This is a genomic window from Brevundimonas nasdae, assembly GCF_019395145.1.
GTDB classification, from domain to species: Bacteria; Pseudomonadota; Alphaproteobacteria; order Caulobacterales; family Caulobacteraceae; genus Brevundimonas; species Brevundimonas nasdae.
Genome location: NZ_CP080034.1, coordinates 811,412 through 835,497, shown reverse-complemented (window position 1 = coordinate 835,497; position 24,086 = coordinate 811,412). Strand labels below are relative to the sequence as shown.

General features: G+C 66.2%; 21 protein-coding genes and 1 riboswitch. Of the genes, 11 read left to right on the top strand and 10 right to left on the bottom strand.

Translation table 11 applies throughout. The annotated features are described in order from the left end of the window. Nucleotides 1–3: 3 nt before the first annotated feature. Nucleotides 4–153, bottom strand: a complete 150-nt coding sequence (locus tag KWG56_RS04120) for a hypothetical protein (protein WP_219373679.1) — start codon at nucleotides 151–153, stop codon at nucleotides 4–6. Here KWG56_RS04120 and KWG56_RS04115 point away from each other — a divergent pair. Next, nucleotides 152–298, top strand: coding sequence for a hypothetical protein (locus tag KWG56_RS04115; protein WP_219373678.1), 147 nt, complete (start codon nucleotides 152–154; stop codon nucleotides 296–298). The two genes, KWG56_RS04120 and KWG56_RS04115, sit on opposite strands and share 2 nt — an antisense overlap. Before the next feature lie 67 nt (nucleotides 299–365). On the opposite strand, the gene KWG56_RS04110 is transcribed toward KWG56_RS04115, so the two are convergent. Genes KWG56_RS04110 through KWG56_RS04095 form a run of 4 tightly spaced genes read right to left on the bottom strand, consistent with a single transcriptional unit; the run spans nucleotide 366 to nucleotide 6,276 of the window. Further along, nucleotides 366–3,401 (bottom strand): class I SAM-dependent DNA methyltransferase, encoded by a 3,036-nt coding sequence (locus tag KWG56_RS04110; protein ID WP_219353832.1) that lies wholly within the window; start codon nucleotides 3,399–3,401, stop codon nucleotides 366–368. A gap of 54 nt (nucleotides 3,402–3,455) precedes the next feature. Beyond that, nucleotides 3,456–4,658: an imidazolonepropionase gene (gene hutI, locus KWG56_RS04105; protein WP_373274069.1), complete on the bottom strand. Its 1,203-nt coding sequence runs from the start codon at nucleotides 4,656–4,658 to the stop codon at nucleotides 3,456–3,458. Next, complete coding sequence (locus KWG56_RS04100) at nucleotides 4,658–5,548, bottom strand: agmatinase family protein (RefSeq protein WP_219353830.1); 891 nt, start codon at nucleotides 5,546–5,548, stop codon at nucleotides 4,658–4,660. Before KWG56_RS04100 ends, hutI begins: the two co-directional genes overlap by 1 nt. Before the next feature lie 2 nt (nucleotides 5,549–5,550). Continuing rightward, nucleotides 5,551–6,276, bottom strand: coding sequence for a histidine utilization transcriptional repressor HutC (locus KWG56_RS04095; RefSeq protein WP_201100773.1), 726 nt, complete (start codon nucleotides 6,274–6,276; stop codon nucleotides 5,551–5,553). Nucleotides 6,277–6,367: 91 nt separating this feature from the next. Here KWG56_RS04095 and hutU point away from each other — a divergent pair, with 91 nt between their 5' ends. Together hutU and hutH are read left to right on the top strand one after the other, a co-directional pair. After that, the gene (hutU, locus tag KWG56_RS04090) at nucleotides 6,368–8,035 is read left to right on the top strand and encodes a urocanate hydratase (protein WP_219353829.1); all 1,668 of its coding nucleotides are present in this window, start codon (nucleotides 6,368–6,370) and stop codon (nucleotides 8,033–8,035) included. A gap of 4 nt (nucleotides 8,036–8,039) precedes the next feature. After that, nucleotides 8,040–9,572 carry a histidine ammonia-lyase gene (gene hutH / locus KWG56_RS04085; RefSeq protein WP_219353828.1) on the top strand — a complete coding sequence of 511 codons (1,533 nt, stop codon included), beginning with the start codon at nucleotides 8,040–8,042 and terminating at the stop codon, nucleotides 9,570–9,572. An 8-nt stretch (nucleotides 9,573–9,580) separates the two neighbouring features. On the opposite strand, the gene KWG56_RS04080 is transcribed toward hutH, so the two are convergent. The 4 genes from KWG56_RS04080 to KWG56_RS04065 all read right to left on the bottom strand — a co-directional run bounded on the left by KWG56_RS04080 (nucleotide 9,581) and on the right by KWG56_RS04065 (nucleotide 14,719). Next, nucleotides 9,581–10,153 (bottom strand): manganese efflux pump MntP, encoded by a 573-nt coding sequence (locus KWG56_RS04080; RefSeq protein WP_219353827.1) that lies wholly within the window; start codon nucleotides 10,151–10,153, stop codon nucleotides 9,581–9,583. A gap of 4 nt (nucleotides 10,154–10,157) precedes the next feature. Then, nucleotides 10,158–10,323: riboswitch (yybP-ykoY riboswitch) on the bottom strand. A 51-nt stretch (nucleotides 10,324–10,374) separates the two neighbouring features. Beyond that, the gene (locus tag KWG56_RS04075) at nucleotides 10,375–11,682 is read right to left on the bottom strand and encodes a cation:proton antiporter (protein WP_244999624.1); all 1,308 of its coding nucleotides are present in this window, start codon (nucleotides 11,680–11,682) and stop codon (nucleotides 10,375–10,377) included. A 113-nt stretch (nucleotides 11,683–11,795) separates the two neighbouring features. After that, nucleotides 11,796–12,827, bottom strand: a complete 1,032-nt coding sequence (fni, locus tag KWG56_RS04070) for a type 2 isopentenyl-diphosphate Delta-isomerase (RefSeq protein WP_219353826.1) — start codon at nucleotides 12,825–12,827, stop codon at nucleotides 11,796–11,798. Nucleotides 12,828–12,847: 20 nt separating this feature from the next. Beyond that, complete coding sequence (locus KWG56_RS04065) at nucleotides 12,848–14,719, bottom strand: PPC domain-containing protein (protein WP_219353825.1); 1,872 nt, start codon at nucleotides 14,717–14,719, stop codon at nucleotides 12,848–12,850. 94 nt (nucleotides 14,720–14,813) lie between these two features. Between KWG56_RS04065 and KWG56_RS04060 the strand changes: the two genes are divergently transcribed. From KWG56_RS04060 to KWG56_RS04040, 5 genes are all read left to right on the top strand, one after another. Beyond that, entirely contained in the window at nucleotides 14,814–15,737 is a 924-nt protein-coding gene (locus KWG56_RS04060; RefSeq protein WP_219353824.1) for a bifunctional methylenetetrahydrofolate dehydrogenase/methenyltetrahydrofolate cyclohydrolase, read from the top strand. A gap of 59 nt (nucleotides 15,738–15,796) precedes the next feature. After that, the gene (locus KWG56_RS04055; RefSeq protein ID WP_219353823.1) at nucleotides 15,797–16,483 is read left to right on the top strand and encodes a LemA family protein; all 687 of its coding nucleotides are present in this window, start codon (nucleotides 15,797–15,799) and stop codon (nucleotides 16,481–16,483) included. A gap of 10 nt (nucleotides 16,484–16,493) precedes the next feature. Further along, nucleotides 16,494–17,342 (top strand): TPM domain-containing protein, encoded by an 849-nt coding sequence (locus tag KWG56_RS04050; protein WP_244999623.1) that lies wholly within the window; start codon nucleotides 16,494–16,496, stop codon nucleotides 17,340–17,342. Then, nucleotides 17,342–18,028 (top strand): TPM domain-containing protein, encoded by a 687-nt coding sequence (locus KWG56_RS04045; RefSeq protein WP_244999622.1) that lies wholly within the window; start codon nucleotides 17,342–17,344, stop codon nucleotides 18,026–18,028. The genes KWG56_RS04050 and KWG56_RS04045 overlap by 1 nt, the downstream gene beginning before the upstream one ends. 66 nt (nucleotides 18,029–18,094) lie before the next feature. Then, nucleotides 18,095–18,832, top strand: a complete 738-nt coding sequence (locus tag KWG56_RS04040) for an endonuclease/exonuclease/phosphatase family protein (protein WP_201100764.1) — start codon at nucleotides 18,095–18,097, stop codon at nucleotides 18,830–18,832. Here the strand turns inward: KWG56_RS04040 and KWG56_RS04035 are convergent. Beyond that, nucleotides 18,817–20,292 (bottom strand): phospholipase D-like domain-containing protein, encoded by a 1,476-nt coding sequence (locus KWG56_RS04035; RefSeq protein ID WP_219353821.1) that lies wholly within the window; start codon nucleotides 20,290–20,292, stop codon nucleotides 18,817–18,819. The genes KWG56_RS04040 and KWG56_RS04035 overlap by 16 nt on opposite strands. A gap of 164 nt (nucleotides 20,293–20,456) precedes the next feature. Between KWG56_RS04035 and KWG56_RS04030 the strand changes: the two genes are divergently transcribed. The 3 genes from KWG56_RS04030 to KWG56_RS04020 all read left to right on the top strand — a co-directional run bounded on the left by KWG56_RS04030 (nucleotide 20,457) and on the right by KWG56_RS04020 (nucleotide 24,033). Beyond that, nucleotides 20,457–20,639 (top strand): hypothetical protein, encoded by a 183-nt coding sequence (locus tag KWG56_RS04030; protein WP_201100762.1) that lies wholly within the window; start codon nucleotides 20,457–20,459, stop codon nucleotides 20,637–20,639. A gap of 105 nt (nucleotides 20,640–20,744) precedes the next feature. After that, a complete protein-coding gene (locus KWG56_RS04025; protein ID WP_219353820.1) occupies nucleotides 20,745–23,381 on the top strand; it encodes a coiled-coil domain-containing protein in 2,637 nt (878 codons plus the stop codon). Nucleotides 23,382–23,457: 76 nt separating this feature from the next. Beyond that, nucleotides 23,458–24,033 carry a C15 family peptidase gene (locus KWG56_RS04020; protein ID WP_219353819.1) on the top strand — a complete coding sequence of 192 codons (576 nt, stop codon included), beginning with the start codon at nucleotides 23,458–23,460 and terminating at the stop codon, nucleotides 24,031–24,033. The last annotated feature ends 53 nt before the right edge of the window (nucleotides 24,034–24,086 follow it).

Sequence of the window (24,086 nt, the reverse complement as noted above, 5' to 3'; positions counted from 1 at the left end):
CCGTCAGCGCGGCGTTCTGCGAGGCGCGAACCAGCCTGCGTCCGACCGCTGCACCGCGCCGGTCACGGCCAGCACGGCCAAGGTCTGCTCGACCTGTCGGCGGACAGTCGCACGACCGCCATCGAACTCGTCAATCAGCAACTTTGAAGGCATGGGAACCCCCGCCTTCCGCATGATCGTCAAAAGGTTGGACGCCATCTCACCAGGCTCCAGCGACAGGTTGGTCCTGACGGGCGCGCTGGGCAGGTTGATTTCGGCCGTGCGTGGGCGTCCGGTCATCGTCACGCGTGTGGCCTGATAGCCAGGCCTCAAGAAACGTACTTCGCCACAGGCCTCCTGTTCAGCACGATGCTGATTCAGCACAATCAAGCGGTCGACGATTTGCGCATCGCTAAGGTCGTTCGGCCAGCCGTAGGCCGCCGCCACGGCCTGATCGAGGCGTTGGTGCAGATAGTCCAACACGCCGATGAGCCCATTTCGTGAACCTCCTGCTCCGCTTCAGTCAGAACTACGCCGTGGTTGAGCTTTGCTCGCGCATTGTACAGGCCTGTCATTGTCAGCGAAGGATGGCGGGCCAAAACACGCGCCCTCAACTCATCAACCTCTTCGGCCAGGGCTGCGATCTCAGCGGCCCTGCAGCCATTCAAGTCTGGGAACGGGAATGCGTCGAAACAACTGCCCTTCACATAGACGGCTTCCCGCTCGTACTCGCCGATGCGTCCTGCATTGGCGGCGAACCAGGCGCGATGCTGTCGGGATGACAAGACGCCCAGATGCATTGGGTCGTCGCTGGCGATGACGACCAGTTTGTTATCGGCCGCAACCGCGCCGTCCATGAAGCGGAACCAACGATGCTTCGCAGTCTCGATCGTGACGATGTATCGGTCCAGGCCCTTGGCCGCCGCGCGCAGTTCACGCCGTGGCTCCCCGAAAATCCACCAGTTGTCGCGGTAGGTCGCGCGATTGTTGCGATCACGCTCCGGCTTCACCGTTTCCAGAAGATGCTGATAGATCACCGGATGCTGGCGTCGAACCTCACCCTCCTCCCAGCCGAAAAAGTCAATCACCTTCAGTCCGCGCGAATGATCGGCCAAGTCGCGACCGTTGCGATAGTCCAGAAAAGGCGACGGCGCACCTGGTTCGGAACCGGCTGAAAGAGCCAGAGCCTTTTCCGCAGTCACCAGGAACCCGCCGCCCATCAGTTGAACCCCTCTATGCGCCAGCAGTGCATTTGCTTTCAGGGGGATGAGGCGAGTCAGGCGGCTGTCCAACTTCAGATCGGCGCCAATCACGCCGTGGCGCTCCTCAAACGTCAGTTCGGCTTCATTTCGGATCTTGAGCCAGCGCGCCTGTCCGTCAGGGTCGCCACGCTCCGCCACCGACATTGCGATCCGCACATCCGCGCAGCCGACGCCTCTGATCCAGGGATGGTCGGCGATCGCAAACACCAGACGAATAGGCGGCTGATTTTGCAGATGATGTTCCAGCACCCGCCGCGAAAAGGTCTGGGTGATCGAGTTTGTCGTGATGAAGCCAAATCGCCGCAACACTGAACCTGGGGCGGTCAGAATCTCGGCGGCCCGGTCCCACCAGGCCGTAACAAGGTCCGCCGACTGGAATCGCCCGCCTCTGATTTCCGACAAGGCCTCGACATAGCCGTCGCCCAATTCGCGTCTCAGATCCTTGCCCCCGATGAAAGGCGGATTGCCGATGATGAAATGGACCGACGGCCAAGAGGTCGGGCGTGGATCGACGTAACGCAGCCGCTCTTTTCGATCTTCAGAACGCGCAAGGCTCGCGGATCGCTCCTCCTGAACGACCTCCACGCCAGAGAAGCTCAGCAGAGCATCCGCATGGGCGACCCGTCGAAAATTCTTGAGGATGGGGTCGCTGGGCATGGTGTCCTTGGACACCCGAAAATGCCATTGCAGATAGCCGATCCACATGACCACTTCCGCGATCCAGGCCGCATTGGCGTTCTTTTCCAGGCCGTAGAATTGTTCGGGGCTGACTACGTGCCCGTCCAGGCCCAGCACCCCCTGCCGTTCGCCCATATCCGCCAGGGCGCCCAGCACCTCCTCCTCCAATTCCTTCATCATCCGCATCGCGACGTACAGGAAGTTGCCCGTGCCGCAGGCGGGGTCCAGCACGCGGACCCGGCATAGCTGTTCGCGAAAACTGCGAACGATGCGACGCGCACCCACTGCGTCCCCACTGAGATAACGCCCGATGGCGTCCACCTCCACCGCCTCCCAGTCCGTTCTCAGCGGCTCCATGATCGTCGGCTCGACCAATCGCTCGACATAGGCGCGAGGTGTGTAGTGCGCGCCCAGTTCCGCCCGTTCGCCTTCATCGAGCGCCTGTTCCAGCAAGGCGCCGAAAATCGCAGGCTCCACATTGGTCCAGTCGCACTGCGCCGCCTCGATCAGGGCTGTCAGTTCCGCCTCGTTCAAAGCGATAGGTTCGACACGGTGAAACAGCCCCCCGTTGAATCGCCGCACAGCCTGCTGCGTGGCCACGCAGTAGCCGCCGGCGTCCATGTTCATGAATAGGGCCTTCGCCCCCTCATGAAACCGACCAGCCTGCCCCCGATAGCTTTTCAGCAGCTCAAGAAAACTGCGCCGTTCGATCAGTTCGACACTGTCCGCGAACATGGCGAAGATGCATTGCATGACAAAGAGCGCGGTCTTGTCCGACTGCGCGGCGCTCTGAACGCGGTCGAGCCCGACCTGAAGTCGCGTGTTGATCGAACGAACGGTCCAGGCCAGGCGGGTGGCGATAGCCGTCGTAACCTCAAGCGATTTCGCCGCCGGATCAAGGGACATGGGCTCGGTCCACACGCGGCGAAGCCGTTCACGCACTTCCGCAGACCGCAGTTGGTCCAGCGTAATTTTATGAGTCGTCCGACTGGGGAACGGGGCGTAGATCTTTCCCTGTCTGGCGAAGTCGGACCAGAGTTCAATCGACCGCCCGACATCTACCAGCACCAGAAACGGCGGCCATTCATCCAGCGCCTTGGCGTAGTTTTCAGCCTGCCGTTTAGCGGCCCGCATGAAACCCTCTGCGGTGGTTTCACTTTGAGGCTTTGGCTTTCTTTTGGACATCAATGAAAGCTGGACGACCTGATCCAGAGGGCCGCCGTCGCGTCGCTTTCGTGACTGTTTCGCCTCCAGCACGAAGCAACCGCGCTTGGCGCAATCGATATAGCCAGGCTGGGCGGATCCGTCGTCATGCTCAAAGCGAACGGGCCGCTCGAAACAGTAGTCCAGATCCCCGGCGCGCTCGTCATCCGGCGCCGGCGCACCGATCAACCGACAAAGCTGGATGATGAATGTCTGATAGTGCGCACGCTCGCTGATGGGCGCGACGGACCAATGATCGATGAAGGCTTCGACATCCATAGATTGCTTTCCCGACATGAAAACAATCTGTAGTTGCCAGATCTAAAATGCAACCTATTCGTGCGAATACCTTTTATACAACATCGGCTTGCCCAGCCAATAAGCCAGTTCGGCCGGTCGGGTGATGCTCCACACCGCCAGATCCGCAGCCTTGCCGGTTTCGATGGTTCCGACCTCGTTCAGAACACCCAGCGCCCTCGCCGCCTCGCGCGTGGCTCCGGCCAGGGCTTCTTCGGGCGTCAGGCGGAACTGAACGCAGGCCAGGTTCAGCACCGCCGTCATCGAGGCCACCGGCGATGTGCCGGGATTGCAGTCGGAAGCGATGGCCATGCGCACGCCATGCTTGCGCAACAGATCGACCGGCGGAAGCTTGGTCTCGCGCAGCATCAGGAAGGCGCCGGGCAAGAGGACCGCGACCACGCCCGCCTTGGCCATGGCGGCGACGCCTGCCTCGGTCGAATGTTCGATGTGGTCCGCGGACAGGGCGCGATATCGCGCGGCCAGGGCCGCGCCTCCGCCATCCGACAGTTGGTCGGCGTGCAGCTTGACCGGCAGGTTCAGCGACTGCGCCTTTTCGAACAGGCGCGACACCTCGTCCTGCGTGAAGGCGATGGGCTCGCAATAGGCGTCCACCGCATCCACCAGCCCCTCGGCATGGGCGGCGGGCAGGATGTCATCCACAGCCTTGTCCACATAGGCGGCGCGGTCCGCCCGATGCTCAGGCGGAATGGCGTGCAGGCCCAGATAGGAGGTGCGGACGCGGACCCCGCCCTCGCGCCCGATGCGGCGCGCGACACGCAGCATCTTCAGTTCGCTGTCGTGATCCAGACCATAGCCGGACTTGATCTCGATGGTGTTGACGCCCGAGGCCTTCAGCCCCTCCAGACGCGCCATGGCCGAGGCGAACAGTTCATCCTCAGACGCTTCGCGCGTGGCCTTTACCGAAGAGACGATGCCCCCGCCGGAACGCGCAATCTCTTCATAGGTCGCCCCGCCCAGACGTTTCTCGAACTCGCCCGAACGGTCGCCGCCGAATACCAGATGGGTGTGGCAGTCGATCAGCCCCGGCGTGACCCAGCGCCCCTCCAGACGATCGGTTTCCACAGCCTCATGCACAGGCAGGTCCGCCCGCGCGCCGACCCAGGCGATGCGGCGGTCCTTGATCAGGATGGCCGCATCCTCGATCGCGCCATAGGGGACGCCGCCCTCGGTCATGGTGGCGACGTGACAGTCGGTCAGAAGGCGGTCGGCCTGGATCATCGGCTGGAGACTCCGCTCAGGATTTCACAGAACCAGCGCCCGACGGTCAGGGAGCCGAGGTCGCCGATCTCCAACGACGGATCATATTCGGCCAGGTCAACGGCGCGCACCTTGGGATGGGCGCCGATGACGCGGGCGGCGTCGAAGAAGTCATGCACCGACACTCCGCCCGGTCGGGCGCCAGGGCTGGCGGGCCATTGGCTGCGATCAATCACGTCGATGTCGAAGTCGACGTAGATGACCTCGCACAGGGCTGACAGACGCTCCAACTCCTCGGCGACGACGACCGCCAGACCCCGCTCACGGCATTCGCGCGCCATGCGGACGCTGATGCCCGCAGCCTTGGCTTTTTCGTAGGCGCGGCGGGTGTTGGCGAAAGGGGCCAGGCCGATCTGGCTGATGCGGGCGCCGTCCAGACCGTCGTTCAGCAGGGCCTGTATGGGGTTGCCGTTGGTCAGCCCTTGATCCGTGTCCCGCAGGTCGAAATGGGCGTCCAGGGTCAGGACGCCGACGCGATCCAATCCCAGAGCGTGGGCGCCCGGACGTGTGATGGCGTTGTTGCCTCCGATCAGGATGGTCAGGGCGCGGTGGGCCTGCGCCTTCACCGCATCGCGGACAGGTTCAAAGGCGTCGGCGGGCGAGACGGCCTTCAAGGCCACGTCGCCTGCGTCATGCGCCTGCACCGCCAGTTCCAGCCCGGTTTCGACGTCATAGGTCGACAGGCGCGGCAGGACGGCCCGAAACGCCTTCGGTCCCAGATCACAGCGTCCGGGCGTCAGGGAACGCTCGTTCAACGGCGCGCCGATCACGGCGACGGGGGCGTCGGGGTGATCGCCGACCAGATCGGCGACCGAGCGCCAGCCCAGGGCTTCAGACGGTTCGCTCATGCTCATTCCTTGATCGGCGTCTTCATCGGGGATTGGGTCGGGGAAAATCGCGCAACCAGATCATAGGCCGCGCCGGGGAAGGTCTGCCACGCCCAGGTGACCGCCAGGCCATCGCGCCACGTCCGCCGTTCCAACCGCAGGCAGGGCGTGCCGTCCGACAGGCCCAGACGCGTCGCCGTCTCCCCGTCTGCGCCCACGGCGGAAATGCGATGCTCGGCCTCGGTCCAGGGCATGTGCGCCAGCAGCCAGCCGCCCGGAGGCGCAGCGGTGAAATCGGCGTGTTCCGCCTCCGGCGCCGTCGTCAGAGAAATCAGACGCCGCTCCAGCGTGAACGGCATCGCATCGGCCAGATGCAGGGTCTCCAGTTCGATCAACCGTGCGCCCATTCCGTCTTCGTCCGCCCGGCTCGGGCGTACGATGCGCAAAAGCAGTTGGTGCGAATAGGCCAGCCCCCTGCCCTCGATCTCGGACTGGATGTCAGGAATGGCGACCAGGGCCGATGAGTGGACGGGCGGGTGGGCGACCACGGTTCCAGCGCGCCTGCGACGCACCACCAGCCCACGCGCCGACAGATCGGTCATGGCCCGCGACACCGTCATCCGGGCGCAGCCGTATTCGGCCATCAGTTCGGCCTCAGTCGGGATGCGAAAGCCCGGCCGCCATTCGCCAGAAGCGATGCGACGCTCAATGTCGCTGGCGATCCGCCGATGCAGAGGCTCAATATCCATGGTCGAACCCTGCCTCTTGCGCGCAATAATGTCTAGACATTAGACTGCCTCCACAATGCACGACGACGGACGACCGTCGCATGGAGGATTGATGACCACCACGCCCAACACCCGCGTCATCCGCAGCCCGCGTGGGCCGGAAATGACCGCCAAGACCTGGGCGGCCGAGGCCGCGCTTCGCATGTTGATGAACAACCTCGACCCCGGGGTGGCCGAACGCCCGGAAGACCTCGTGGTCTATGGCGGCATCGGCAAGGCGGCGCGGAACTGGCAGGCCTTCGACCGCATCGTCGAGGAGTTGCGCGCGCTGGAGGCCGACCAGACCCTGCTGGTCCAGTCGGGCAAGCCGGTCGGCGTCTTCCGCACCCATGCCGACGCACCGCGGGTGCTGATCGCCAACTCCAACCTGGTGCCGAAATGGGCGACGTGGGAGCATTTCAACGAACTCGATAAGAAGGGTCTGGCCATGTACGGCCAGATGACCGCCGGGTCGTGGATCTACATCGGCACCCAGGGCATCGTGCAAGGCACCTATGAGACCTTCATGGAGGCGGGCCGCCAGCATTACGGCGGCGACTGGTCGGGCAAATGGATCCTGACAGCGGGTCTGGGCGGCATGGGCGGCGCGCAGACGCTGGCCGCGACCATGGCGGGCGCATCCTGCCTAGCGGTCGAATGCCAACGCAGCCGGATCGAGATGCGCCTGCGCACCCGCTACCTGGACGTGATGGCCGAGACACTGGATGAAGCCCTGGCCCTGATCGAAGACGCTCAGGCGACCGGAAAGGCCCTATCTGTCGGTCTGTTAGGCAACGCAGCCGATGTATTGCCTGAACTGGTCAAACGCGGCGTCCGGCCCGATCTGGTCACGGACCAGACCAGCGCCCACGACCTGATCAACGGCTATCTGCCGTCCGGCTGGACCGTGGCGGAATGGGAGGACAAGCGCGTGTCCGACCCCGCCGCCGTCACCGCCGCCGCGAAGACGTCCATCGTCGAACACGTCAAGGCGATGCTGGCCTTCCAGGCCATGGGCATTCCGACGACCGACTATGGCAACAACATCCGTCAGGTCGCCTTTGACGCGGGCGTCGAGAACGCCTTCGACTTCCCCGGCTTCGTGCCCGCCTATATCCGCCCGCTGTTCTGCCGCGGGATCGGGCCGTTCCGCTGGGCCGCTCTGTCGGGCAATCCCGAAGACATCAGGAAGACGGATGCGGCGATGAAGACGCTGTTCCCCGACAATGCAGGCCTGCATCGCTGGCTGGACATGGCGGGCGAGCGGATCGCCTTCCAGGGGCTGCCCGCCCGCATCTGCTGGATCGGCCTGGGCGACCGCCATCGCGCCGGATTGATGTTCAATGAGATGGTGGCGTCTGGCGAACTGTCGGCCCCTATCGTCATCGGTCGTGATCATCTGGATTCGGGCTCTGTCGCCAGCCCCAACCGCGAAACCGAGTCAATGATGGACGGATCAGACGCCGTGTCCGACTGGCCGCTGCTGAACGCTCTGCTGAACACAGCCTCGGGCGCCAGCTGGGTGTCGCTGCACCACGGCGGCGGGGTCGGAATGGGCTATTCCCAGCACTCGGGCGTCGTCATCGTCGCCGATGGCACGCCGGAAGCCGCCAGACGTCTGGAGCGCGTGCTGTGGAACGACCCGGCCACCGGCGTCATGCGCCACGCCGACGCCGGATACGACATCGCCAGGGACGCCGCGCGCGCCAATGGCCTGAACCTGCCCTCGCTGGACCTGTAAGCGTATGACCAACACACTCACCATCGGCGCCGCGCCACTGACCCTGGCCCAACTGCGGGCCGTTCTCGACGGTCCCGTCAAGGTCGAACTGACGCCCGCCGCCTGGGCCGACGTGGACAAGGGCGCGGCGGTCGTCGCCGCCATCGTCGCCGAAGGCCGCACCGTCTATGGCGTGAACACGGGCTTCGGCCTACTGGCCAACACCTCCATCGCGCCCGAAGATCTTGAGACCCTGCAACGCAATCTGGTGCTCAGCCACGCCTGCGGCGTCGGCGCCCTGCTGCCGGATGCGGTGACGCGCCTGCTGATGGTGCTGAAGATCGCATCGCTGTCACGCGGCGCATCAGGAATTCGTCGCAAGACATTGGAAACATTGATCGCACTGGTCAATACAGATGTGCTGCCCTGCATCCCGTCCAAGGGTTCCGTCGGGGCGTCCGGCGATCTGGCGCCCCTGGCCCATATGTCCTGCGTCCTGATCGGCGTGGGCGAAGCGCGGCTGAACGGTGAGACGCTGGATGCGGAAACGGCGCTGTCGCGCATCGGCCTGACGCCCCTGACGCTGGGACCGAAGGAAGGTCTGGCCCTGCTGAACGGGACCCAGTGCTCGACCGCGCTGGCGCTGGCCGGACTGTTCGCAGCAGAGGCTGTGTACGCCGCCGGCGTCGCCGCCGGCGCCCTATCAGTTGACGCACTGAAGGGGTCCGACGCCCCGTTCGATCATCGCATCCACGTCCTGCGCGGACAGCCGGGCCAGATCGCCGTCGCCGCCCACCTGCGTGAACTGATCAGCGGCTCGGCCATTCGCGACAGCCACCGCGACGACTGCGCCAAGGTGCAGGACCCCTATTCCCTGCGCTGCCAGCCCCAGGTCATGGGCGCGATCCTGGACGTGCTGAACAACGCCGCCGCCACGCTGGAGCGCGAGGCCAATGCGGTGACCGACAACCCGCTGGTCTTCATCGAAGACGGAGACGTGATTTCTGGCGGCAACTTCCACGCAGAACCTGTTGCTTTTGCAGCAGATCAGATCGCCATGGCCCTGTGCGAGATCGGCAATATCTCCGAGCGCCGCACCTCGATCCTGGTCGATCCGAAGATGAGCGAACTGCCCGCCTTCCTGGTCAAGGAGAGCGGCCTGAACTCCGGCTTCATGATCGCCCAGGTGACGGCGGCGGCCCTGATCGCCGAGAACCGCATGGTCGCCCATCCGTGCAGCATCGACACCGTGCCCACCAGCGCCAATCAGGAAGACCATGTGTCGATGGCCACCCACGGCGCGCGCCGCCTGCTGGATATGGCCGAGAACACGGCGACCGTGGTCGGCATCGAACTGCTGGCCGCCGCACAGGGGATCGAGTTCCACCGTCCGCTGACCAGTTCGCCCGCACTGGAGCAGGTGTTCGCCATCGTCCGTGAAGCCGCCGCCCCCTATACGTCCGACCACTATTTCGCGCCCGACATCGCCCGCGCGACGGACGGGGTGCGGGCCGGTCGCTACCGGCCCTTCGCCGAGGGTCTGCTGCCCTCGGCCTAGGCCAAAAATCAGCCTGCCAGAACGCCCAGGTGCTCCAGCAGGATCATGGTTCCAAGACCGATCAGAGCAAGGCCGCCGACGAACTCGGCGGCCTTGCCGAATTTGGCGCCCACGGCCCGGCCGATCAGCAGGCCGATGGTGGTCAGAACAAAGGTCGTGAAGCCGATTGCAGCGGCGATCACCCAGATGTTCGCGCCCAGGAAGGCCAGGCCAACCCCGACGGCGGCCGCGTCGATGCTGGTGCCGACGGCGGTGGCGATCAGGGCCCAGCGGCCCGTGCGGCGCGGTGCAGCGTCCTCTTCGGCGTCACGCGGCTTGCACGCCTCCCAGAGCATCTTGCCGCCCACCGCGCCCAACAGGCCAAAGGCGATCCAGTGGTCGATCTGTTCGACAAACCCGGCCGCCACAATGCCCAGAGCCCAGCCGATCAGCGGGGTGATGCCCTCGATGACGCCGAACACCAGGCCGGTCTTCACAGCATCGATCCAGTTGGGGCGATGCGACGCGCCACGTCCGATGGCGGCGGCGAAAGCGTCCGTCGACATGCTGAGGGATAGGATCGCGATGGCTCCTGGGGTCATAAGCAACTTCCACCGGACGCAGAGCAACGCACTCCACTCCGGCCGGTGCGGCGGTGGAACGCGCTGGTCTCGCTAGGCGGTGGTTCCGCTGATCGCGCCACGCGCCGAAGCGCGAGTGTGTTGACCCGATCCCGGCTTAATCGCGCCGGAAGCTACTCCCCAACAGGAAGCGGTCCCCTACACGCAGACTCGGGGCGTTGGCAACCGCGTCGGGCGTGGGGTTAATTGGCGGCGGCGGGCGTGCGGCCGATGGTTTCGGGTTCGCTGTCATCCTCCAGCGCGCCCAGTTCGCCCCGCTCGCGTGCCCGACGGCCATAGACCCACTCAAACACCGGCGAGGTCATCAGGGTGGTCACAATGGCCATCAACACCAGCATCGAGAACAGGGCCGGGCCGATGATGCCCTTCTGCAAGCCGATGTTGAGGATGATCAGCTCCATCATCCCCCGCGCGTTCATCAGGACGCCGATCCCCATGGCGGTGGGGTTGTCATGGCCGGTCACCCGCGCCGCCGCCCAGCAGGCCACGGCCTTGGCCAGGATGGAGCCGATCAGAATGACCATCGCCACGCCCAGGAGCGACAGGCTGGAGACCATGGTGAGTTGCGTATTCAAGCCCGAGAAGGTGAAGAACATCGGCACCAGAACGACCAGGGCGAACGGCTCCAGTTGACGCTTCAGTTCGCGGGTCAGGACACCACGCGGCATCGCTGCGCCCAGGATGAAGCCGCCGAACACCGAATGCAGCCCCGCCGCATCCATGGCCCAGGCGCAAAGCATGAACAGCACCAGCACGGCGCCCAGCAGCGCCGGGCTGACCCTGCCCTCGCGCTCGGCCATGCGGGCCAGCGGTGCCAACAGTTTCGGCCCCATTGTCAGCATCAGGCCGGCGAACAGGCCGCCGCCGACGATGGCCTTAACCGCAACGGCGGAGCCGCCGCCCATGCTGGCCAGAACCAGCGCCAGAACCGTCCAGGCGCAGGCGTCGTCGATGGCCCCCGCCGACAGGGTCATGGTGCCCAGCGGCGTCCTGGCCAGCCCACGCTCCTGAATGATGCGGGCCAGGACCGGGAAGGCTGTGATGGAGATGGCCGCGCCCAGGAACAGGGTCGCCTGCATGGCGTCCACACCCTTGCCGAACAGGCCCATGTGCATCAGCCAGGGCGATAGGGCGATGGCGACAAGGAAGGGCGCGATCATGCCAGAGAAGGACACAGCGGCGGCGCTGCGGACGTTGGAGCGGAAATGGTCGGCGCGGAAGCCCAGCCCGACCATGAACATATATAGCCCGATGCCCAGTTGTGCCCCGACATAAAGGACTGACTTGGTCTCCTTGGGGAAGATCATGGCCTGAAGATCGGGGGCCAGAAGGCCGAACAGCGACGGGCCCAAGATGACGCCCGCAATCATTTCGCCGACGACCTGGGGCTGGCCCAGATAGGTCTTCACCAACCAGCCGGCAGCCCGGCAGGCGGCGATGATGACCGCCATCTGCAGAAAGAAGGCCACGCTGATTTCAGCATTCGACATTGGTTCCTCCCCCGAGGCGCGCCGCTCTTTTGAGAACGATCACATTTCGCCAGCATTATCCCGACTGACGCCAAACTCAAGAGGCGTTCAGCTGCCGGAACTTCACGGGGTCGTCAGTCGAATGGCTGAAGCGGCGCGCGTCGCAGAGCCGCAAGATTGGCCGAGTTGGTGCAGAAGCAGGCCGTCCGCAGTTGGCGCATGATCAGCTGGAAATGTTCGACCACCGCCTCTGTCGAGACCGTCGCGGCCTGCAAGACGCCGCTGGCCTGTCCCACAATGTCCGCACCGACCCGAATGGCCTTGGCCACATCCAGGCCGTCACGGATACCGCCGGAGCCGATCACCGTCGCCTCTGGACAGGCGCGGCGCACATCGACGATGGCGTGAGCGGTCGGAACGCCCCAGTCGGCGAAGGCGGCGGCGTGGGCCGCGTCGGCGGGATTGGTCGCCCGTTCGCCCTCGATCAGGCCCCAGTTGGCACCGCCTGCGCCCGCCACGTCCACGGCAGCGGCACCCATGTCCATCAGACGACGCGCGGTGCGGCCCGACAGGCCCGCGCCTGTCTCCTTGACCACCACCGGCACTTCCAGCTTCAGGATCAGGGCCTCCAGCGCCGCGCCAACGCCCCACCAGTCACGGTCACCCTCAGGCTGACAGGCTTCCTGCAGCGGGTTCAGATGCACGATCAGGGCGTCCGCACCGATCATCTCAACCGCCCGCCGCGCCTCGTCGACCCCAAAACCGCGCGTCAGTTGCGGTGCACCGATATTGGACAGGATGAAGGTGTCGGGCGCGCGGTGACGGACGCTGATGCCCAGTCCGCCCGTCGCGTCGTCTTCGATGGCCGTGCGTTGCGATCCAACAGCCAGGGCGATGCCCAGATGCTGGGCGGCCTCGGCCAGTCGAGCGTTGATCCCCTCGGCGCGCGAAGGCCCGCCCGTCATCGAACTGATCAGGAGCGGCGCTTTCAGACGTCGGCCCAGGAAATCCGCGCCCAGATCGATCTTGTCGTGGTCCAGATCCGGCAGAGCTTCATGCACGAAACGGATGGTGTCGAAGCCCGCGTCGCGCGCATGACGCCCACGCCCAGACAGAACGACATCGAGGTGCTGGTCCTTGCGGCCGGATGACGGAAGATCATTCATCCGGCCCGCTTAGGCGTGGATCATGGCTCCCGTACGGCGACGACGGGCGGATCGACCCGCGTCGCACTGGCCGGCTGGCGTTCGACCGTCAGGGCGTAGGCCCCCGTCTGGTTCGGGCCGTAGGCGCGGGCGCGGATGACGTACCAACCATCGCTGGGGGCGGTCCAGTCCAGCCGGGCGTGCATGTCCGACAGGCCGTCGTCGTCGTGGGCGATGCTGGAGAAGCTGTCGCCGTCCTCACCCAGGTCGATGTAGGAATCAAAGGCGTTGGACACCATGGTGATCCGCAGCTTGTCGTCCTTCTTCGCCTGGAAACGATAGGCGTCGTAATAGGCGCCCTCGTCCGACAGTTCATCCTTGTCCGTCAGGGTTCCGCGCACCGTGGCGCCGATCAGCAGGCTGCCGGGCTTGGGCTCCGGCCCGCGATCCGACAGCTCCAGCGAATACAGACCCTTGCTGTCCGACGAATAGGAGGTGGCGCGCACGATGTACTGACCGTCCGACGGCAGGGTGTAGATCAGGCGCGCGTCCGTCCCCTCGCCCAGTCCGTCGTCGTCCGTGGCTTCGGCGCTGAACTCGCCATCCGCTGACCCGATCTCCAGATAGGCGTCGAAGTCGCCGGATCGCAGAACGGCCTGAATGCGCTGGCCCTCCGTGCCGGTGAAGACATAGTCGGTGTAGCGCTTTCCGCTGTCGCTTTGAGGACCGTCTTCCTTCAATTCGCCCTCGACGGTCTGGCCAAAGACAGCCTCGGTCGGGGGTGGCGGCGGCGCAGTTTCGGTCAGCTCTAGCGTGAACTTGCCGTCGCTTTCAGCGCTGAACGCCCGCGCTTCGAGAATATAGTCGCCGTCTGCATCCAGCGTATGAGCGAGGCGCGAATCCGTGCCGCTGCCCCCATCGTCATTCTCGGCCAGGACTGTGTTGTCGGAGGCGCGTCGCAGCGTCAGATAGGCGTCGAAGTCGCTGGATTTCAGGTCGGCGGCGATGCGCTGGCCGTTGGTCCCGGTGAAGCGGTAGGTCTCGACGCGTCGGCCATTGTCGTTGGTCGGGCTGGAGCGGTTCAGCGTGCCGTCGACCTTGTCGCCTACAGCGATCGGCTTGGACGGGGGCGCGGGCGGGGCTTCCGCCAGGCCGACCGTGAACCGGCCCGTGCCGCTGGAGAACGAGGTCGCGCGGATGACGTATTCGCCCGCGTTCGGCGCGGTGAAGGTCAGGCGCGAGTTCAGGCCGCCGTCGGGGCCGTCGTCATTGCGGCCCAGTTCGACAAAGTCAGGCCCGTTCATCCGCCCGACCAGAACCACCGAATCAAAGGCGTCGGAATCCTGGGTGATCGTGAACCGATCCCCAGCGGCGGCGCGGAACGAATAGGCCTTGTAGCGCCCGCCGTCGTCGCTCTCGGCATCCCGCGACGTCAGTTCGCCCGTGATGGTCGCGCCCAGTCGGATGGGCGTGGGGCGCGGCCCGCGCGGCGCACGCGGGCGTTCCGTCAGCGACAGGCGGTAATCCCCGCCGTCCAGACCGCTGTAGGTGCGGGCCCGCAGGATATAAACGCCGTCCGTTTCGGGCGTGTAGCGCAGCCGCGCATCCGTGCCTTCGCCCAGTCCGTCGTCATCCTCGACCAGGGCCGTCGTGGATCCTTCTGCATAGAGGGCCAGATAGGCGTCAAAGTCGTTGGAGCGCAGAATGGCTTCCAGCGGCTGGCCCGCGCGGGCCTGGAAGCGATAGTCGTCATAGACATAGGCGTTGCGCGGGGCCTTGCGGTCGCTGGACGTCAACGCCCCTTCGACCGTGCCGCCGATCCGTATCGACGCTGCTTCCTGAGCCAGTGACGGTCCCGCCGCCAATACAAGGGCCAGCGTGCTGACAGCGGCAACAAGGCTCGGACGCTTCATGAAATCCTCCGTAGGGTTCGGCCGATCATAGACGACGAACCGAGACGCCTGTAAATCGCCGCCATCCTGAATTTCCTCCCACGGTAGTGATCTCATGTCGGCACAGCCCACCAGCGCGCACCTGATTGACGGCAAAGCTTTTTCCGCCGCCCTGGTGGATCGCGTCGCCGCTGCTGCGGCCAGGCTTGAGGCCGAACACGGCGTCAAACCGGGTCTGGCCGTGGTCATCGTGGGCGAGGATCCGGCCAGTCAGCTGTATGTGCGCAACAAGGGCGAAACGACGGTCAAGGCCGGGATGCGATCCGACACGCACCGCCTGCCCGACACCACGACACAGGACGAGCTTCTGGCCCTGATCGCGACCCTGAACGCCGACGACGGCATCCACGGCATTCTGGTTCAACTGCCCCTGCCCAAGGCCATCGATTCCGCGGCGGTTCTGGACGCCATCTCGCCGGACAAGGATGTGGACGGCTTCCACGTCGTGAACGCGGGACGCCTGGCGGTCGGCCTGCCTGGCATGGTCCCCTGCACGCCACTGGGTTCGCTGATGATGCTGAAGGATCAGTTGGGCGACCTGACCGGCCTGAACGCCGTCATCGTCGGCCGATCAAACATCGTCGGCAAGCCGATGGCGCAACTGCTGCTGGGCGAAAGCTGCACCGTGACCGTCGCCCACTCCAAGACCCGCGACCTGCCCGGCCTGTGCCGCACCGCCGACATTCTGGTCGCCGCCGTCGGCCGCCCGGAGATGATCAAGGGCGACTGGATCAAGCCGGGCGCCACCGTCATCGACGTGGGCATCAACCGCGTGCCATCCGCCGACCCGGTCAAGGCCGCCGAGGGCAAGACCCGCGTGGTCGGCGACGTGGCGTTCAAGGAGGCCGTCGAGGTCGCCGGGCGCATCACCCCCGTCCCCGGCGGCGTCGGCCCCATGACCATCGCCTGCCTGTTGGCCAACACCTATTCCGCCGCCTGCCGCGCGAACAATATTCAACCGGAGCCACTGGACGCTTGATGCATTAAGGCGGCGGGTGAATAGTCGCCCAACGGCGATAGCGCCGACAGGGAGATGTCATGGTCCGCCTCAACGCCCGCGCGCTCACGTTCACGACGGCGCTCCTGATCACGCCGGTCGTCGCCGGCTGCGGCTACAATACGATTCCGACCAAGGAAGAGCGCGCCCAGGCCGCCTGGGCCGATGTCCAGAGCCAGTATCAGCGCCGCGCCGATCTGGTTCCGAACCTGGTCGCCACGGTCCAGGGCGCCGCCATTCAGGAACGCACGACCCTGACGGACGTGATCAACGCCCGCGCCCGCGCCACATCGGTCAATGTCTCGGCGGACAGCCTGAGCGACCCCGCCGCCTTCCAGCAGTATCAGGCGGCGCAGGGCCAGTTGTCGGGTGCCCTGTCGCGCCTGCTGGTCACGGTGGAGGCCTATCCCCAGCTTCAGGCCAATCAGAACTTCCTGACGCTGCAGTCGCAGTTGGAAGGCACCGAAAACCGCATTCAGATCGCGCGGCGCGACTACAACGAGGCGGTCCGCGACTACAACACGACCCTTCGGACCTTCCCCAGCGTGATCTGGGCCAAGACCATCCAGTCCGGCTCCAAGCCGATGCAGTTGTTCACCGCCACGGCAGAGGCCCAGTCCGCGCCGTCGGTGAACTTCAACCTGGGCGCCCCGCCGTCGAACGCCTCTGCGGCGCCGGGCGGAAACGCGGCACCGGTGACGCCGGGCGCGACGCCTCCGGCCCAGTGATGCAACGCGCTTGACCCGAACCCTCGCCCCGGCGCGACGCCTGACCGGCGTCGCGGCCCTTCTTCTGGGCCTGATGGCGGCGCTGTTGTTCGCTCTGCCGTCGATGGCGCAGAGCACGCCGACCTTCCCTGCCCTGACAGGCCGGGTGGTGGATCAGGCCAATCTGCTGGACCCCGCCACCGAACAGGCCCTGACCGAGAAGCTGGCGACGCTGGAGGCCAAGTCCAGCGATCAGCTTGTCGTCGTCACGGTCAACAGCCTGCAAGGCTATGAGATCGAGGACTACGGCTACCAGCTGGGCCGCGCCTGGGGCATCGGTCAGAAACAGACCAACAACGGCGCCCTGCTGATCATCGCGCCGAATGAGAAGAAGGTGCGGGTCGAGGTCGGCTATGGGCTTGAGCCTATCCTGACGGACGCCTTCTCCACCTTGGTCATCCAGAATGACATCCTGCCGTCGTTCCGCAGCGGCGATTATCAGACCGGGATCACCAAGGGCGTCGACGCCATCATCGCCCAGCTGTCGCTCGATCCCGCCGAAGCCCAGGCCCGGGCCGCCGCCATCGCCGAGGAGCAGGCCAAGGTCGACGTGCCGGTGGGGCCGATCATCTTTGTCGTGCTGATCTTCCTGTTCATCTTCATCAACGGCGTTCGCGCCGCCGGACGTGGCCGTCGCACGGGCCGAGACGGATTCGGCTCCATCCTCCTGTGGGCGGCGTCAGAGGCCCTGCGCAATTCTGACCGCAATGATCGCGGCGGCGGTTGGGGCGGCGGAGGCGGAGGCTTCGGTGGAGGCGGCGGCGGATTTGGCGGCGGGGGCGGCTCATTCGGCGGCGGCGGCGCCTCAGGAGGATGGTGATGCATTTCTCCGCTGAGGACCAAACCCGGATCGCCAGCGCCATCGCGGCGGCCGAAGCCGCCACGTCGGGCGAAATCTTCTGCGTCGTGTCGCGGCGAGTGTCGTCCTACATCGACGTCAGCCTGGGCTGGGCGGCGGCCGCCGCGCTGATCCTGCCGATGGGGCTGATCCCGCTGGGCTTCGGTCCCGGCTGGCTGCCGCAGTTCGGCGGCGGCTGGGAGGCGGCGCACGTCAGCGGCGGGCCGCAGGACGTCGCCCATGCCCTGGGCGCCTACGCCATGGTTCAGGCTGTGGTGTTCGTTCTGGTCTTTTTGCTGACCCGTATTCCGACAATCCGGCGATGGGCCACGCCGCGCAATGTGCGCCGCGACCGCGTGCGCCGCGCCGCCCTGCAGCAGTTCCTGGCCCAGGGCGTCCACGTCACCCGCGAGCGCACCGGCGTGCTGATCTTCGCCGCGCTGGACGAGCATCAGGTCGAACTGATCGCAGACGAGGCGATCCACGCCGTCGTCGCCGCCGACCACTGGGCCGACGCGGTCGCCGCCCTGTTGCGAGAGATCGGCGCAGGCCGCCCAGCCGCGGGGTTCGAGGCGGCCATCGCCCTGTGCGGACAGGTGCTGGCCCAGCACTTCCCGCCGCGCCCGGACAATCCCAACGAACTGCCGGATCACCTGATCCTGCTCTGACTGTCGCAACCCGGTCGCATTCTGCGCCGAAAAGACCAGTTCTTCGCCGCTCGGTTCACCTAATTCATGCCTCGTCTTCTGACTTACAACGTCCATCGCTGCGTCGGCACCGACAAGCGGCTGGATGTCGACCGCATTGTCGCGGTGATCGGCGAGCACGAGCCGGACATCGTCTGCCTGCAGGAACTGGATGTGGGCCGCGCCCGCACCGGCAAGGTGGATCAGGCCGAACGGATCGCTGAGGGCCTGTCCATGACGTCGCGCTTCCATCCGGCGATGCAGGTCGAGGCCGAACTGTATGGCGACGCCATCATGACGCCGCACCCGGAAAGACTGATCCGCGCCGACTCCCTGCCTTCGGTTCGCGGCATTCCAGGGCTTGAGCCTCGCGGCGCCATCTGGTCCCAGATCACCATCGACGGCGTGGCGGTCAATGTCTTCAACACCCACCTGGGCCTGGTGCCCAAGGAGCAGAGGCTGCAGGCCGCCGCCCTGACCAGCGCGACCTGGCTGGGCGGCTGCACGGGGCCGACCCTGCTGGCGGGCGACTTCAACGCCACCTCGATCACCCGCCCCTATCAGACCCTGTGCCGCAAGCTGGAGGACTGCCAGCGGCAGCTGAAGCTGAAGCCGTCGATCAAGACCTTCCCGTCCGGCTTCCCCGCCATCCGCATCGACCACTGTTTCGTCAGCCCGGAAATCCGTATCCGCTCGGTGCGGGCCGACTATTCGCCGCTGGCGCGCGTGGCGTCGGACCACCTGCCGCTGATCATTGATTTCGACGTGGTTCAGTCCGGCGTCTGAGTTCTAGGCAGGGGTGCGGGCCGTCGCGCATGGGCCAGCCGCTTCCACGGCCGCCATGCATCCGACGAAGAGATCGGGTCCCCCAACTGCCATTCCGCAAACAATTGCTGCAGACGCGTGGGCTGGTCATGTCCCAGCAGATGCAGGCGGGGGCTTTTGAAGCTGGATATGGCGGCGCCGACCGAGCCCATGACCGCCTCGACCGCTGCATAGTCATCGGCGCCGACGCCGATCCAGTGGCTGATGGTGTGATGACGGTGGGCGGTGATGACGCCCAGGCCCGCCGCATCTGTCGGCTCGACGGCGATGTCGCACTCGGTGTCCAACCCCATCGAGCGGTTGTTCAGGTTGGTCGACCCGATACGCAGCAGCCGGTCGTCGATGATGGTCGACTTGGCGTGAACAATGATCCGGTCGCCCTTCTCTGTCAGCGGGGCAAAGGCGAAGAAGCGATTATATCGGTCGGCGCTTTCCAGCCGGTACAGGACCTCGGCGCGCGCCGTGTCCATCGTCAGGCTGTCGAACCAGCTGGGGCTCTTGGCGGTCGTGATCAACACCACCTCCGGCCCGTCCTCCTCAGCCAGACGCGCAGCCAGGGCGGCGGCGATCACGGGCGAGGTGAAATACTGGTTCTCCATATAGATCAGACGCTTGGCGCGACGGATCGCCTCCAGGTGCAGGGCTTCGTTCTCGCGCACCTCGTGCCGTCCGGCCCATTTAGGCTCGGTGCGGGCGACGCCGACCGGCACATCAGTCATGTGGACGGGCACATTGTCCGGCCACGGATCAGAGGCCACATCGTCGGCGACCGTCCGCTCCCAGGTCGCTCGGAACCAGCGTTCGCGCGCCAGATCGCCCAGCACCCGCGCGGCCGGCCCGTCGAACACGCTCATCATCTCGTGCCGCGCCTTGCAGATGGTGCCGTTCGGCAGGGCGCGGCGCGGGTCGCGGTCCAGATGCTCTTCTGAATCCCAGCGGTCTGTCGATATGTCCCCGCCGCCGACAAAGGCGATCCGGTCGTCGATGACGATGACCTTCTGGTGGTGGCAGGCGCCGATGGGACCGGGCGAATCCATGCGGAACTCGACCATCCGCTTACGGAACCAGCGCTGCGCGCGATGCGGATAGAAACCCTGCGACGCGGCGATCAACAACGGCGATTTCCAGATCAGCAGGCGCACGTCCAGATCGGGCTTCTTCTTGACCAGCATCCGCAGCTGCCGTCCGATCTCGGCGGCCTTGTCGCCAGGGCGTGTCTCGGGGTCCAGATGAGTGCGCGGGTCGAACTGCCAGCCCAGCACGACAATCGACCGCTCGGCCTTGTGAATCGACGACGCCAGGGCGTCGAAATAGGCCTCGTTCTCCATCAGGACAGAAAACCGATGCGCCACCTCGGTGCGCCAGATCCCCGGCCCCGGCGTCAGCAGGCTGCCTTCATAGCTGTGGCCGTCGGTGGTCATGCAGCCTGTCTGTCTGATTCGCGTGACGTCGTTAGCGAGGCGGCGTCTGTCCCTTTCGTTTTCATGCGGACAGCCTCGGGTCAATCTTTAGGGGACGGGATTGTGACGTTCGTTGATATGAAGCATAATGAAGGCAGCCATTCAGGCTAGGGAGGTCACGGGAAATGCAGGCGCTGGTCGAACTTATCGCCGGCTTGATTGCGTTCCTGGCCGCTGCCGTCCTGTCGCAATTCGGGGTGGAGATCCATTCTCCGCGCCAGATCGACCGCGAAGTTCACCGCACCACGGACTGCAATGTCGCCCCTCCGTCCAGCGCCCTGGTCGTTGACGCCAAAAGAGACTGTTGATCGCGACCGCTTCCTCTGCGGATTGCTTTGACCTTGGGCTTTGACTCGCTAGGGTAATCGGCGAGTTTTCGCGCGCCACGCGATTTGGATCGAGATCGACCGCTGATGAAATCCCGGAACAGGCCGCCTCTGAAACTGACCAACGACGAAGCGCCTGTTGAGCCGGTCGAGACCCTTGAGGCTGTCGAAACGCCTGCAGAGAATACCGACGCTGCGACCCAGCATGACACGGACATCGTCGAAGAGCCCGTGACAGAGGCTGAACGCCCGTCTGAGCCGGTTTTGGAACGCCCGATGTCCGAACGTCGCCGCCGACGCCTGCTGGAGGAACAGCGCCAGGCCGAAGAACGCGCGGCGGCGGCTTTGGCGGCCAAGACGGCTGAAAACCAAAGCTTCGACATCGCCCCCCATTCCGATTCCGTCGCAGCCGCAGAATCAGCCGCCGCGCCGAACGCCGCCGTCGAGATGGCCATGGCGGCCGGCGGCCCGCCCGCTCCGATCAAGAAATCCACCGCCCCGGCTGTGAAGACGACCGCAGCCCAGCGCCAGGACATGCCGTCGGGCCGTCACGCCTATCTGATCGCCGGGGTCGCCTCGACCCTCTGGATCGGCGGCGTCGCCTCGTGGGCCGCCTATGAGTTCGGCGCAGGCGGAGCCGAGCTGGATGGCCTGCGCATCGCCATCTACGCCCTGATCGCCCTGGCTCCGGCCGGTCTGGCGATCATGCTGGCTCATGCCGTACGTCAAGGCGCAGGTCTGGCCGCCGAAACCAAACGCGCGCGTGACCTGGCCGAGGCCCTGGTCGCCCCGACCGCCCTGGCCGCCCGCCAGACCGGCGAGGTTCTGCATTCGCTGCGCGCCGACATCGACCATGCGGCGCTTGCCGCCGAGCGCGCGCGCAATGACATGGCCCTGCTGCGTGAAGCCCTGGCGCAGGAGACCACGCGCCTGAACGAGGCCGCCGAGAACGCTAGCCGCACCGCCCGCCGTCTGGCCGAAGGCCTGGGCCGCGAACGTGAGGAAATGACCAAGCTGGGCGTCCATCTGGACAGCCAATCGGAAGGCGTGATCGTCGCGGTCGAGCGCCAGTCGCGCATGGTCGCCGACGCCTCCGACCTGGCGCAGGCGCAGTTGCGCGAAGCCGAGGCGGCCCTGGCCGCCCGCGCCGCTGATCTGGCCGCCGCTGCAGGTGAGGCGCAGGACGCCGCCCGCGTCGCCGCCGAAGACCTGGCCCGCCAGACGATCCGGCTGGAAAACGCCGGATCCGGCGTCGCCGAACAGATTCAGTCGGTCGAAGAAGGCCTGGGCCAGCAGCGCGCCGCCCTGGTCACCGCCGCCTATCAGCTGCGCACCGATCAGGAAGACTTCTCCGCCCAGGTCGAAAGCCAGCGCGCCCAGATTCTGGAGCAGTTGTCGGCCACTCGCACCGCAGCCTCTGATCTGGGTCAGGCCTCTCAGGCGTCCAGCGAGACCCTGCGCGATCTGGTCGAGGCCGCCACGGACCAGTTCCGCGCCCTGGTGGACATGTCTCAGCGCGAGGCCGACGGCTTCGACGCCGCCACCAAGGTGTCGCTGGATCGGTTCGAAACCCTGGCCGCCGAAGCCCGCGACACCCTGATGGAGGAAACCCGCCGCGCCCTGGAGCAGATGCGCGCCACAGCCGAGGATTCCCGCGCCGCCGCCGCCGACGCGGCCGAACAGGCCCGTCTGCGGGCCGACCGCCTGGGCGAGGCCCTGTTCGACGCGGCCCAGAAGGCCGATCAGGCCGCCGACGCCCGCATCGACGACGCCCGCCGCATCGTCAGCGAAAGCGCCGGACTGGTCGAACAGACCGGCGACCGCGCCATTCAACGTCTGGAAGGCCTGCTTACCCGACTGAACTCAGCCCTGTCCGAGATCGACACAGCCGTCGCCGACGTGGACGAACGCGCGGCCCGCCTGCCCGAACTGGCCCGCGCCCGGGTCGAGGCCGTCCGCGCCTCGGTCGAGGAAGGCCTGGCCTCTCTGTCCGCCGCCTCGCGCAAGGCCGCCGAAGACACCGAGGCCCTGGATGTCGGCTTCCAGGAACGCGTGCGTCGCAACTACGACATGCTGACCGAGGCCGTGCGCCTGATGGGCGTCGTCTCCGGCGATGCGCCGGTCGCCCCTCGCCGCCGTGAAGCCCCGCCTGAGCCGGACGCCCACGCCGTCCGCCCGCAACGCGCGCCCATCGAAGATCGCCCCGATGATCGCAGCACCGCCCTGCGCGGCCGTCTGCGGCTGGAGCCGTCCGAGCCTGTCCGCGCGCCCGTCACCGAACGTCTGGACTGGAATGACCTGGTGTCGCGCGACGAGCCGTCTGAGGCGCCGCTCGACCTGGACACGCCCGCCCTGCCCCGCGCCGACGCCGCCGCTCTGGCCGACCGCGTCACCGCCGCCATCCGCCGTATGGGCGTCGATCCCAACGCGCTTCTGCCCCGCTCGCGCGTCGAGGAAGCGGCCCGCGCCATCAGCAAGGGCGACGCCGACGCCGCCCGCCATATCGTTCGCCGCGTAGCCCCCGCCGCTGTCCGCAGCGTGTCGCGCCGCGTGATGAACGACGCCGAACTGCGCAGCGACGCCGAACACTATGTCCGCAGCTTCGGCAAGGAATTGTCGGCTGTGGCCCGCGCCGGGGACGGCGCCGGGGTGCAGACCCGCCTGGCCTCCGACGGCGGCCGCGCCTTCATGCTGTTGGATGCGGCGGTCGGCGACCTGGGTTAAAGCTTGACGTCACGCCGAACTTCCCTCCTCCTGACGTCGTCACGAAACCGTGACGAGTAACGCTAGAATGGCCAGCATGACCTCCTCCAGCGACAGCGCCCGACGCACGGATCGACGCCCCGGCATCGCCATCTGCGCCTATGATGTCGATGATCAGGGCTGGGATCTGGTCGAGGACCTTTCCGGCCAGCCGTGGAGCCCGACCGGCGCCCGCACGGTTCCCGTCACAGCAGCAGACCCAGAATCTCTGGCTTCGACCCTGAGCGCTCATCTGCAGAGCGGTGATTGCCGCGCAGTTCTGCTGGTCGGACGCAACCACAAATCCGGCGGCTTTCGCGTGCAGATGCGGGCTGAGAACCGCGACCTGACCCACAAGAACCGCCAGACCCTGACCGGCCCCGGCGTCGCCCGCACCACCGCCCCCGTCGCCGACATCGTGCGCGCCCTGAACGCGGCGGGCCTATCGGTCGATGCTTCGTCCGAAGCCGAGGACGACATCGGCTCGTACCTGCTTTACCGTGTGCTGTCGGAACTGCCCGAGGGGCCCCACACCCCCGCCATCGGCCTGCTTCGCGCGCCCCTGCCCGCCGACGAAGCCCTGATCCGCAAAGGCGTCAAAGCCGCCGCCAACGCCATCGCCAGCCACCTGTAGCGACCCGCCGACCCGCATCGCCGGGCGACGTCGCCGGACGGACAGACGGATGC

Coding starts and splice junctions, on each gene's coding strand:
- KWG56_RS04115 (WP_219373678.1), top strand. CDS start 152: ATGGGAACCCCCGCCTTCCGCATGATCGTCAAAAGGTTGGACGCCATC.
- KWG56_RS04120 (WP_219373679.1), bottom strand. CDS start 153: ATGCCTTCAAAGTTGCTGATTGACGAGTTCGATGGCGGTCGTGCGACT.
- KWG56_RS04110 (WP_219353832.1), bottom strand. CDS start 3,401: ATGGATGTCGAAGCCTTCATCGATCATTGGTCCGTCGCGCCCATCAGC.
- KWG56_RS04100 (WP_219353830.1), bottom strand. CDS start 5,548: ATGAGCGAACCGTCTGAAGCCCTGGGCTGGCGCTCGGTCGCCGATCTG.
- KWG56_RS04095 (WP_201100773.1), bottom strand. CDS start 6,276: ATGGATATTGAGCCTCTGCATCGGCGGATCGCCAGCGACATTGAGCGT.
- hutU (WP_219353829.1), top strand. CDS start 6,368: ATGACCACCACGCCCAACACCCGCGTCATCCGCAGCCCGCGTGGGCCG.
- hutH (WP_219353828.1), top strand. CDS start 8,040: ATGACCAACACACTCACCATCGGCGCCGCGCCACTGACCCTGGCCCAA.
- KWG56_RS04080 (WP_219353827.1), bottom strand. CDS start 10,153: ATGACCCCAGGAGCCATCGCGATCCTATCCCTCAGCATGTCGACGGAC.
- KWG56_RS04075 (WP_244999624.1), bottom strand. CDS start 11,682: ATGTCGAATGCTGAAATCAGCGTGGCCTTCTTTCTGCAGATGGCGGTC.
- fni (WP_219353826.1), bottom strand. CDS start 12,827: ATGAATGATCTTCCGTCATCCGGCCGCAAGGACCAGCACCTCGATGTC.
- KWG56_RS04065 (WP_219353825.1), bottom strand. CDS start 14,719: ATGAAGCGTCCGAGCCTTGTTGCCGCTGTCAGCACGCTGGCCCTTGTA.
- KWG56_RS04060 (WP_219353824.1), top strand. CDS start 14,814: ATGTCGGCACAGCCCACCAGCGCGCACCTGATTGACGGCAAAGCTTTT.
- KWG56_RS04055 (WP_219353823.1), top strand. CDS start 15,797: ATGGTCCGCCTCAACGCCCGCGCGCTCACGTTCACGACGGCGCTCCTG.
- KWG56_RS04045 (WP_244999622.1), top strand. CDS start 17,342: ATGCATTTCTCCGCTGAGGACCAAACCCGGATCGCCAGCGCCATCGCG.
- KWG56_RS04040 (WP_201100764.1), top strand. CDS start 18,095: ATGCCTCGTCTTCTGACTTACAACGTCCATCGCTGCGTCGGCACCGAC.
- KWG56_RS04035 (WP_219353821.1), bottom strand. CDS start 20,292: ATGACCACCGACGGCCACAGCTATGAAGGCAGCCTGCTGACGCCGGGG.
- KWG56_RS04030 (WP_201100762.1), top strand. CDS start 20,457: ATGCAGGCGCTGGTCGAACTTATCGCCGGCTTGATTGCGTTCCTGGCC.
- KWG56_RS04025 (WP_219353820.1), top strand. CDS start 20,745: ATGAAATCCCGGAACAGGCCGCCTCTGAAACTGACCAACGACGAAGCG.
- KWG56_RS04020 (WP_219353819.1), top strand. CDS start 23,458: ATGACCTCCTCCAGCGACAGCGCCCGACGCACGGATCGACGCCCCGGC.